The sequence below is a fragment of the Deinococcus misasensis DSM 22328 genome (assembly GCF_000745915.1).
In the GTDB taxonomy this organism is placed as follows: Bacteria; Deinococcota; Deinococci; order Deinococcales; family Deinococcaceae; genus Deinococcus_C; species Deinococcus_C misasensis.
The window spans coordinates 37150-47530 of the sequence record NZ_JQKG01000033.1; the positions used below are offsets into that span (position 1 = coordinate 37150).

General features: G+C 54.9%; 12 protein-coding genes. 4 read left to right on the forward strand and 8 right to left on the reverse strand.

The window, feature by feature from the left end:
* Positions 1–43: 43 nt before the first annotated feature.
* Positions 44–676 carry a TetR/AcrR family transcriptional regulator gene (locus tag Q371_RS25925; protein WP_051964691.1) on the reverse strand — a complete coding sequence of 211 codons (633 nt, stop codon included), beginning with the start codon at positions 674–676 and terminating at the stop codon, positions 44–46.
* 187 nt (positions 677–863) lie between these two features.
* Between Q371_RS25925 and Q371_RS17270 the strand changes: the two genes are divergently transcribed.
* Positions 864–1286, forward strand: coding sequence for an NUDIX hydrolase (locus Q371_RS17270; protein WP_034342605.1), 423 nt, complete (start codon positions 864–866; stop codon positions 1284–1286).
* On the opposite strand, the gene Q371_RS17275 is transcribed toward Q371_RS17270, so the two are convergent.
* The 4 genes from Q371_RS17275 to Q371_RS17290 form a co-directional block, all read right to left on the reverse strand.
* Complete coding sequence (locus tag Q371_RS17275; protein WP_034342607.1) at positions 1283–1765, reverse strand: MarR family winged helix-turn-helix transcriptional regulator; 483 nt, start codon at positions 1763–1765, stop codon at positions 1283–1285. The two genes, Q371_RS17270 and Q371_RS17275, sit on opposite strands and share 4 nt — an antisense overlap.
* Positions 1740–2171, reverse strand: a complete 432-nt coding sequence (locus tag Q371_RS17280) for a DMT family transporter (protein WP_034342610.1) — start codon at positions 2169–2171, stop codon at positions 1740–1742. Before Q371_RS17280 ends, Q371_RS17275 begins: the two co-directional genes overlap by 26 nt.
* Positions 2172–2175: 4 nt before the next feature.
* Entirely contained in the window at positions 2176–2604 is a 429-nt protein-coding gene (locus Q371_RS17285) for a DMT family transporter (protein WP_034342612.1), read from the reverse strand.
* 143 nt (positions 2605–2747) lie between these two features.
* Positions 2748–4331, reverse strand: a complete 1584-nt coding sequence (locus tag Q371_RS17290; protein WP_034342614.1) for a S8 family peptidase — start codon at positions 4329–4331, stop codon at positions 2748–2750.
* Between the two features lie 301 nt (positions 4332–4632).
* Here Q371_RS17290 and Q371_RS17295 point away from each other — a divergent pair, with 301 nt between their 5' ends.
* From Q371_RS17295 to Q371_RS17305, 3 genes are all read left to right on the forward strand, one after another.
* Entirely contained in the window at positions 4633–5073 is a 441-nt protein-coding gene (locus Q371_RS17295) for an organic hydroperoxide resistance protein (protein WP_084571503.1), read from the forward strand.
* Positions 5074–5338: 265 nt separating this feature from the next.
* Positions 5339–5698 carry a MerR family transcriptional regulator gene (locus Q371_RS17300; RefSeq protein ID WP_034342617.1) on the forward strand — a complete coding sequence of 120 codons (360 nt, stop codon included), beginning with the start codon at positions 5339–5341 and terminating at the stop codon, positions 5696–5698.
* 11 nt (positions 5699–5709) lie between these two features.
* Positions 5710–6681: an aldo/keto reductase gene (locus tag Q371_RS17305; protein WP_034342619.1), complete on the forward strand. Its 972-nt coding sequence runs from the start codon at positions 5710–5712 to the stop codon at positions 6679–6681.
* A 40-nt stretch (positions 6682–6721) separates the two neighbouring features.
* Here Q371_RS17305 and Q371_RS17310 read toward each other — a convergent pair whose 3' ends face one another.
* The 3 genes from Q371_RS17310 to Q371_RS17320 all read right to left on the reverse strand — a co-directional run bounded on the left by Q371_RS17310 (position 6722) and on the right by Q371_RS17320 (position 10026).
* Positions 6722–8068, reverse strand: coding sequence for a deoxyribodipyrimidine photo-lyase (locus Q371_RS17310; RefSeq protein ID WP_034342621.1), 1347 nt, complete (start codon positions 8066–8068; stop codon positions 6722–6724).
* A gap of 156 nt (positions 8069–8224) precedes the next feature.
* A complete protein-coding gene (gene clpX, locus Q371_RS17315) occupies positions 8225–9418 on the reverse strand; it encodes an ATP-dependent Clp protease ATP-binding subunit ClpX (protein ID WP_034342623.1) in 1194 nt (397 codons plus the stop codon).
* A complete protein-coding gene (locus Q371_RS17320; protein ID WP_157442780.1) occupies positions 9418–10026 on the reverse strand; it encodes an ATP-dependent Clp protease proteolytic subunit in 609 nt (202 codons plus the stop codon). Before Q371_RS17320 ends, clpX begins: the two co-directional genes overlap by 1 nt.
* Positions 10027–10381 lie beyond the last annotated feature (355 nt).

Genomic DNA, 10381 nt, shown 5'->3' on the forward strand with positions numbered 1-10381 from the left:
TTTCAAACGCAGCCACAGCCTTTTTGCCTTCTGCTTTCTGCTTTCAGCCTTCTGCCCGAACATGTCCCTTCAAGAGGGCCAGAGCCGCCTGTTCCAGTTCAGCATGAAAATCCAGCAGGAGGCACTGCAACTCGGGGCGTTCCTTGAGGGCTTCTTGCAGGGCAAGGGGGATGTTGGCAGTCTGGTACAGGCCCATGATGGTGCCATACAGGTGCAGCAAAAATTGCACTCCATTTTTCAGGTCCAGAGCCTGCTCCAGCACCTCTCCCATCTGGGACAATTCTTGATTCAGCCACATCTTGAAATTCAGGCCCACTTCTGTGCTGACCCCGGCTTCCAGCACCCCGGAGAGCATGCCCAGCAAACGCAGCATGTCCTCTTTGTTTTTCAGAGAGGTGCTGATGGCCCCCACCAGTTGCTCTGGGGTCAGCTCTGGTTGAAACTCGGTTTTCAATTCTGCAAACCAGTCCTGCAACTTGTTTTTGAGGATTTCCAGAAAGAGTTCTTCTTTGCTCTGGAAATACAGGTACAGGGTGCCTTTGGCGAGTTCACTGGTTTTTGCGACCATTTGCATGGTGATTTCGCTGTAAGGGGTGGTGTGCCAGAGCACAAGGGCACTGTCCAGAATCTGGTTCTTGCGGTCTTCTTTCTGGCTGTCGCTCCGGGCACGTCGCATGGCTTTCCCATCATTAATGACCAATGGTCATTTGTCAAGGGTGAACGCCGGTTGATGGTTTTGTGGGCCATCTGCTACTGCGTTAAACAGTGAAAAGGAAGGATTCAAAAGAATCCTTCCTTTTCAAACAACACGACCTCAAACATCAACCTTTTATTTCTCTGTCAAATGCTTTAAAACCAGTCCCATGACCCCACAGGCTGCAGGTGTATTGCTAATAAACGCTCAGAATCAGGTGCTGCTGGTCCGGCACAACTACGGACAACGCAGATACAGCTTGCCCGGAGGGGCCGTCGAACCCTCTGAAGCCATCACCGATGCAGCTTTGCGTGAGTTGCAAGAAGAATTGGGGATTCAGGTTGCTCTGGAGCGTCTGGTGGACATTTACCGAACCGTAGGGATGAACAAACCCGAGCGGGACGTGTTCGTTTTTCTGGCCCATCCTCCAGCCAGCCTTGCTTTTCAGGCGGATCCTCTGGAGGTTGCAGAAGTGGGCTGGTTTGACCCCCACCATCTGCCCTCTCCCCTGACCAATGAAATCAAAGCTGCCCTACAGGACCACCTTGAAGGGCAGTATGGCAGCATGAAAACCATTGAGCGGGAAAACTAAACTTCACCCATCAGGCGGGTGAGCAGGCTTCGGAGGGTGCCCAACTCCTCTGCTGAAAAGCCAGAGAACACCTGCTTTTTGTCTGCGATGTGCAGGGGCAAGACCTGCTGAACCAGAGCCTCCCCTTCGGCCGTCAGGCGCACCTTGAAAGCCCGGCGGTCTTCAGGGTCCATGGTTTTTTCGATCCAGCGGGAGTCCAGCAGTTTGTCAATGCGGGCAGTCATGGCTGGAGGGGTCACAGCCATCACCGAAGCCAGTTTGGCAAGGGTCAACCCCTCTGGAGGGGCCGAGCGGTAAAGGCTCAGGAGCACATCCAGAGCGGCATGGTTCAGGCCAAACGGCTCCAGAAACTGGTCGTGTTTTTTGAACATCACCTGACTGGCCCGGTGCAGGGCAATCAGGGTGAGCATCTCCTGCACGTCCAGCTCGGGGTGTTTGGCTTTCCATTGGGCTTCAATTTGATGAACTGGATGTTCCATTTTTCTTCTCCATCAACAACCAGAGGGCCAGAATCAAAAGCACGCCAGAAAGCACCTGGGGCCAACCGATGTCTTTGTGCAGCACGAAAGCATCCAGCACCTGCGACATGATCACCTGTCCAAGCACACTGGCCACCAGCCAGCCTGTGCCTCCCAGTTTGGGTGTGAAAATCACACCAGAGATCACGAAGCCAATGCCCACCAGTCCTCCCAGATAAGACCACCACGGACCCGCAGGCAGCCCTGCAGGATGGCTGAACAGAAACACCATCCCTGTACAGAGTGTACCGAGCAGAAAATTCAAAAAAGTGGTGTGCCAGCGGTTCCCATGATGCTGGGTGAACCGCACATTGAACATCAGGCCCAGCCATGCAGCAATGCCTGCCAGAACGCCCAGAGCAATCATCGAATCACAGTCCTTTCACGTACACGGCAGCCACCAGCAGCAACGCTGCCACACCACGCTTGAAGTCAAAAGGTTTCTTGGGCAAACCAAACAGGCCAAAATGGTCGATCAGCAAACTCAGGACCGTCTGTGTGGCAATCAGAAGCACCACCGTCCATGCCGTCCCGAGGTTCCGCGTCACCACAATGCTGGTCAGGATGTAAATGCTGCCCCAGAACCCGCCCAACCAGATGAAAGGAGGCGCACTGCGCACGGTGGCAAAAGAAAAACCTCTGGCCCGTCCGGTCAAGAGGAGCAGCAAGGTGCCTCCTGCCATGGACACCATCGCGGCATAAATGGCCGATCCACTGGCCTGCGCCAGTGAAGAATTGACCAGCAACTGGATCGGAAGCAGGGCTCCAGCCAGCACCGCCAGCATCCAGATCAGCAACATGAAACACTCCAATCATTCATGAATTAATTATTAAACGTTTAAGTATTTTGAGGCATCCTCCATCTGGCTTAGTGCCAACCCAAAAACACAAAAAAGGCACCCGAAGGTGCCCTGTGTTTGCTGTCCTGTGTTTGCTGTGAAGGTTATTTCTGCATCCAGAAATTGTACGTTCCAGTGCCTGTGTAAGAGGTCACCAACCAGATGTAATAGCCACTGGTGGCAGTATAGGTGATGCTCTCGTCGCTGGTGGGACTTTCGGACAGGCCCACCACATCCCAGTCAGAACCATTCCACTTGTAGAGGTACAGGTCAAAATCGGTGCCAGAGGGGCCTTTCAGCCAGCCTTTCAGGGTGCCACCCGTGTACTCAAAGTAATCGTTGGCTGGTGGGAAGAAGTATTCTCCTGCAGCTTTAAAGGATCCGGTGTAGGTGGTGCAGTTCGCTCCAGAGCAAGGCCCCGTGGTGGTGGGAGGTGGAGTGGTGGTGATGGGTGCATTGCCAATGTAAAGCAGCTTGTTGGGCGTTCCAGCAGGATCCAAAACCTTGTTGGGGGTGGCATTGCCCAGAATGGCCTGACCGACCTGTGCAGGGCTGGCAGAGGTGTTGCTCTGGAGGTACAGGGCTGCTGCACCCGCCACATGGGGCCCAGCCATGCTGGTTCCGCTGTAGGAATCGGTCTGACCATTCAAAACTGTGGAGGTGATGTCCATGCCCGGAGCGAACAGGTCCACACAACTGCCGTAATTGGAGAAATAGGTGCGCTTGTCTCCAGAGTCGGTGGCCCCCACGGTGAGGGCTTCGGGGACTCGGGCAGGACTGTACTTGCAGGCATCCTCATTCTGGTTGCCCGCAGCCACCACGAAAGTCAGACCTGCAGCAATGCCATTTTTGATGGCCTGATCGAGTGCCTGATCTGCTTCAGAACCCAAGCTGACGTTCACCACCGCAGGCTTTTTGGCGTTCTTGACCACCCAGTCGATGCCCTGAATGACCCCATCCATGGTGCCAGAGCCTTCACAGTCCAGCACGCGTACCGACACCAGTTTGACGTTTTTGGCCACCCCATAGGTGCTGCTGCCGATGATGCCTGCCACATGGGTGCCGTGACCATCACAGTCGATGCCGTTTTTGCCATCTCCCACAGTGTCAAGGCCCACACTGGCCCGGCCTCCAAAATTGCTGTGACCCACAAAAATACCCGTATCAATCACGTAAGCCGTCACACCAGAGCCGTCGGTGGCAGAGGTGTAACTGTTGTTGAGGGGCAGGTCACGCTGGTCCACACGGTCCAATCCCCAAGAAGGGGGGTTGCTCTGGGTGCCAAATTTCCGCACTTTCTGCACAGGCTGGATGTAAGCCACCTGAGGGTTGTTCTGCAGAGACTGCACCTCTGCCTTGGAAAGCTGGGCACTGAACCCGTACAGGGCATCGTTGTAAACCTTCTTGACCCGACTGGCAGCATTTTGCAAACCCAGTTTGGAAACCACAATCTCACGGCTCAGTTTGCTGACCCCTTGTGCACCAATGCCTCCTACAGGCTTCTTGAGCACCACAATGTACTGCTCTGGTACGGCATTCTGAGGATCAACATCAATCACCGGAGCTTTTTTCTCACCAGTGGTGACGGTGGGCAAGGGGAGGTCTCGGGTTTGGGGCACATTCTGACTGCCACAGGCCCCAAGGGTGAGGGCCAGCACAACAAGTCCCAGAGCGGTTTTTTTGGACATGACAACTCCTCACAGAAAGTTTCGGACTTCCTGTTGAATGAATGTTTTGGGCACGAAAACACAGTCATCAGACGGCAAAAACGCCATCCGACCTTTGTTCAAAATCTATCACCTTTCAGAATGTGTTAAAAGCTACGCAGGGTCATCAAAAGTTTAGGTTCCCTTTATGGACCCTTAAAGGTCTGTATTGTTGCAGAATTGTATTTCAGGCTTCACAGGCCCATTGCTCCGTCAGATTTGTGACAAAAGCACCGTGCATGGGTTGCTTTCTGGATTTTTCAACCGGGTCAAAATAAACCTCATGAAGATTCTTTACACTGCAGAGGCCACCGTTCAAGGTGGACGCGAAGGCACCATTCAAACCCGTGATGGACAACTCACCCTGCAACTCAGCACCCCCAAAGGCCTCGGCGGCCCCGGCCTGACTGCCACCAACCCCGAGGAGCTTTTCGCTGCTGGATACGCAGCCTGCTTCCAGAGCGCCTTGCAGGGCGTGGCCTTCCGCAACAAAACCCCCCTGCCCAAAGAAGGCACCATCACCGCACATGTGGGCATCGGCAAACTGGACAACGGCACCTTCAGTCTGGCCGTGGACATGCAACTTTACCTGCCCGGCATGGACCAGACCCTTGCGGAGGAGCTGGTGGAAAAAGCCCACCACATCTGCCCTTACAGCAATGCCACCCGTGGCAACATTGAAGTGAAATTTGTGGTTGAGACTCAGGAAAAAGTCGAAGGGTAAGTGGGGTTGTAGGGGCTACGCGTACCTCGCCTTGAAGCCGAGAGCCGAGAGCCGAGAGCCGAGAGCATCGTCCAATACGCCGAAAAAATCGTCAAGATACCTGTAGGGGCGCAGCGTGCTGCGCCCTGAACGCTTTAGCAAAAGCCTTTTGAGCCCTCGGCCCTTGGCTCTCAGCCCTCGGCGAGGCGCAGCCTCCTCTTGACTTAGAGTGCGCTCCAACTCTTACAGTAAAACAGTGCAGCGCTGCACCCCATCTGGAGGCCCCATGGATTACAGCATCGAGGACATCACCCAGCGGACCGGTTTTTCCAAGCATACCCTCAGGTATTACGAAAAAGCGGGACTCCTTGATCCGATTGATCGCAATTCCAGCGGGCACCGAAGGTACACCGAGCAGGACATCACCCGACTGACTTTTTTGAGCAAACTGCGCACCACCGGAATGGGCATTCAGGACATGCGCCTGTACATCGAACTGGCACGGCAGGGAGAAAGCACCCAGATGGAACGCCAGAGGATGCTGGAGCGCCACCACCAGCAGGTGCTGGACCAGATTGCAGAGTTGCAAGACGCCCTGAAGGCCATTGAATACAAGATTCAGCTGTACCGCAAAACCCAAAACTGAGGAGAAAAAACATGGAAAAACGCAAACTGGGCACACTGGAAGTCAGCGCTCTGGGACTGGGCTGCATGGGCATGTCCGAGTTTTACGGCGAAACCGACGACACCGAATCCTTCAAGACCCTCGATCATGCTCTGGAGCACGGCATCAACTTTCTGGACACTGCCGACATGTACGGCCCACACACCAATGAAGAGTTGCTGGGCAGGTACCTGAAAGGCCGACGGGATCAGGTGGTGCTGGCCACCAAATTCGGCATCATGCGCAGCAAAACCGAGCGCCTCGGGATCAATGGCAAACCCGAGTACGTCAAACAGGCCATCGAAGGCAGCCTGAAACGCCTGCAAACCGACCATGTGGATTTGTACTACCTCCACCGTGTGGATCCCAACACCCCCATTGAGGACACTGTGGGTGCCATGGCCGAACTGGTGCAGGCGGGTCTGGTGCGTCACATCGGCCTCTCTGAAGTGTCCTCTGAAACCCTGAGGCGCGCCCACAAGGTTCACCCGATCACCGCTGTCCAGAGCGAATACTCCCTGTGGACCCGCGATCCAGAAGACGGTTTTTTAGACACCCTGCGTGAACTGGGCGTGGGATTTGTGGCCTACAGCCCTCTGGGACGCGGCTTCCTGACCGGGGCCTTCAAAACCCCTGAGGACATTCCAGACACCGACTTCCGCAAATACAACCCCCGTTTTCAGGGCGAGAACTTCTACAAGAACCTTGAACTGGTCCAGAAAATCGAGGAATTTGCAGCCGCCAAAAACGCCACTCCGGCACAGGTGGCTCTGGCGTGGGTGCTGGCACAAGGACAGGACATCGTGCCCATTCCCGGCACCAAACGGGTCAAATACCTTGCAGACAATCTGGGAAGCCTGAATGTGGAACTGACCCAAGCAGAACTGGAGCAACTGGACGCCATCGCACCCAAAGATGCTGTGGCAGGAACCCGTTACCCAGACATGAGTTCTGTCAACCGTTGAAGCCCTCAAATCCAGAGGCCTCCCACAAGGAGGCCTTTTTTCAGGTCATCTGCCGCACCTTTTGCACATAGCGTTTCATGTCAAACTTGCGTTCCAGACCCCCAGCATTCATGTACCTGAGGGTGCCAAAAATCGGCCTGCGCGCCCAAGGTCGGTCATGTTTGCCAAAACACCATGCCACGCCTGTAAAGCTGTTGGGATCTCGACCATCGAGATTGTATTTGTTGTTCAGGTGAAGAAGCATGTCAAAGGCCTCTTCATGGGTGCGGCTCCACTGGATCACTTTTTTGCCCCAGTACATCCGCAAATAATTGGGCATTTTTCCCGTCAGAACCATTTCTTTCTGGGCGGCATTCCAGTAAGGATCGTGGGTTTCGCCTGCCTCCAGAGCCTTCAGGTCGTACACAAAAGCCCTTTCATCTGCTGCGTGGTCCTGCATGGTTTTGAGGGCCCACTCTGGCAGGGCTTCAAATTGGTCATAACGGTCATTGAAGTGGCAGAAATTGAAGCTGAGTTCTCGTCTAACAATGATTTCCTCCAGAAATTCTTCGATGGCCTTTTCATGTGAGGTCTGGCTCACCTGCAAAGCAATGTCGAGTGGCGAAATGTGTCCGTAATGCAAATAAGGAGAAAGGTTGCTGGTGAGGTCCAGCGCAGGTTCGTTGCGGTTCTCTGCGTAGAACTTCAATTTCTTCTGAATAAATTGCTGCAAGGTGCGCTGCGCTTCGGTCTCCCCTCCCTGAAAGTGCTGAGATGGCTTCACAGACTGGTCCACAGGCAAGGTGTACAGCAAGTCCTCTGAAAGGTCCAGAGAGTCAAACCCCTCTGCAAAAGGAAACCGCACCTCCTGCATGTCCAGAGGTTTCAGAAACTCAGGCAGCAGTTTGTGGATTTTGGGCCTGAGGGTTCGGGCAGCAAATTCTTCTTTCTGAGATGCTGCCTCAACAGGCAACACCGCTTCAGATTCCACCTGCACCAGAGGACACTGCACCTGAGCGGCCAGTTTTTGCCTCCACTGCCTTTGAATCCGCAAATAACCCATGTCCGTGACCACCAGAGCCGCTTTTTCCGACCACTTGAAAGCCCACTGCCACGGTTCATCTGACAAACCCACCACCAGAGGAATCCGTCTGGCAGCAAGGCTTTTTTGCACATCCCTCAGGCCCTCAAAAAGAAAAGCGTAATGTCGCAGGTTGGCCTCTGGAAAAGATGGGGTGAGGCCAAAACACACCAGCACCGGCAACTGTCTCTGGTTGGCCTCCTGAATGGCGTGTTCCAGTGCGTGGTTGTACCTGCTGCGCACAGACGCCTGCATCCAGTACAGCACGTAAGCCCCGGACTGCTCAGGGGCATTGTTGAGGGGTTTGACTCTGGAAGGATGGAGCATACCGTCTGGAATAACAGTTTTGGAATTGGGTGTGGGTGTGCTGGGGTACAGATCCCCCGTTGCTTGCAAATGACCCCATTAGCGTTGGATATAAAACAAAATGTCCCCCTTCGTTAAGGGGGACAACCTGTAGGGGCGAGGCATGCCTCGCCCGGGTCAAGCGCTTTTCAGGTAATCCGGAATCGCACCCAGAGGGTTGTCGATGTGCTCAGGTCCAAACTCGATGTCGGTCAGGCCGGGCATGGGAAGTTCAAAGAGCAGGTCGGTCATGGCTTTTTCCATGACGGCACGCAGGCCACGGGCACCGGTTTTGCGGCTCAGGGCACGGCGGGCCACCTCTTTGAGGGTTTCTTCCTTGAAGTGCAGGTTCACACCTTGGAATTCGAAGAGGGCCTGGTACTGCTTGATGATCGCACCGTTGGGTTCGGTGAGGATGCGCACCAGAGCGTCTTCGTCGAGTTCCTGAAGTTGCACGGTCAGGGGCAGACGGCCCACAAACTCGGGGATCAGACCGAATTTGACGAGGTCATCGGGTTCGAAGCGCAGGTCTTCGAGTTCCTTGTCGCCCTTGTTCACGCGACCAAAGCCCAGAGAGCGCTTGTTGCTGCGTTGACGGGCAAGGTCTTCAAGGCCATCAAAAGCCCCACCGCAGATGAACAGGATGTTGCGGGTGTTCACCTGAATGAGTTCCTGATGGGGGTGCTTGCGGCCACCCTGTGGGGGCACCTGACTGGTGGTCCCTTCGATGATTTTCAGCAGGGCCTGCTGCACCCCTTCACCGGAAACATCACGGGTGATGGAGGTGCTTTCGGACTTGCGGGCAATCTTGTCGATCTCGTCAATGTAGATGATGCCCCGTTCGGCAGCGGCCACATCGTAGTCGGCAGATTGCAGGAGGCGCACAATCACGTTTTCCACATCGTCACCGACGTAACCTGCTTCGGTGAGGGTGGTGGCGTCTGCAATGGCGAAAGGCACTTCCAGCATTTCTGCCAGAGACTGGGCCAGCAGGGTTTTGCCGGTTCCGGTGGGGCCAATCAAGAGGATGTTGCTCTTGCCCAGACCGGCCTCGGGGTGCTTGAGGCGCTGGTAGTGGCTGACCACAGCAACCGCCAGAGCACGTTTGGCCTCGTCCTGACCGATCACAAATTCATCAAGGTAAGACTTGATTTCTTTGGGGCTCGGGAGGTCGGAAAGCTCAAAGTCTCCGTGCTTCACCTTCTGGGTGCCAAGGATTTCATGGGCACGCTCAACGCATTCATTGCAAATGAAAGCATTGCGGGTGGGGGATTCGATCAAGTGGGCGATCTGTGGGTACGCACGCCCACAGAAACTACAACGGTCTGCCATTATTGCATCTCACCTTTGGGGGTCGGTTGGACCACCTCGTCGATCAGGCCATACTCAAGGGCCAACTCGGGGGTCATGAAGAAGTCACGCTGCAAGTCTCTGCGGACCTGCTCGTCACTTTTGCCGGTGTGTTTATTGTACATCCCCACCAGAATGTCTTGCAGGGCCATGACCTCCTGGGCCTGCACCTGCAGGTCAGGCACGCTGCCACGGAAGCCCGCAGAGCCAGCGTGAATCATGATGCGGGAGTGGGGCAAGGCCTTGCGGCGTCCCTTGTCTCCGGCCATCAGGATCACGGAACCCATGCTCATGGCAATGCCCACGCAAATGGTGGAAACAGGCGCCTTGATGTACTGCATGGTGTCGTAGATGGCCAGACCTGCGTACACCTCGCCACCTGGGCTGTTGATGTAAATCTGAATTTCCCGCTCGGGGTTCTGGCTGTCCAGCAGCAACAACTGAGCCACCACGGTGTTCGCCACCTGAGAATCAATGGGCGTACCCAGAAAAATGATCCGGTCTTTCAGCAGGCGAGAATAGATGTCGTACATGCGCTCGCCGCGGCCGCTTTGCTCGATGACGTATGGAATGATGCTCATGCATAGCATTATGTCACGGCTTGCGTGAAAAACCCTAGGGTGAAATGCACACTGGCATATACGGCGAAAGGCCGAGAGCCGAGAGCCGAGAGCCGAGAGCCGAGAGCCGAGAGCCGAGAGCCGAGAGCCGAGAGCCGAGAGCCGAGAGCCGAGAGCAAGGTAGACTCCAGAGTTTCTGGTGTCAAGGCTTTAAACAAACACAAACCAACGCAAATAAAGGTGCAGCGGACAAAGAGACCAATATGTGGTCTCCTGTTATGTACAAGACAGTGTGCTGCACCTTTATCAAAGATGTTCGTTTGAATTGTTTTTTGCCCTCGGCCCTTGGCTCTCAGCCCTCGGCGGGCCGCAGGCACACAAAAAA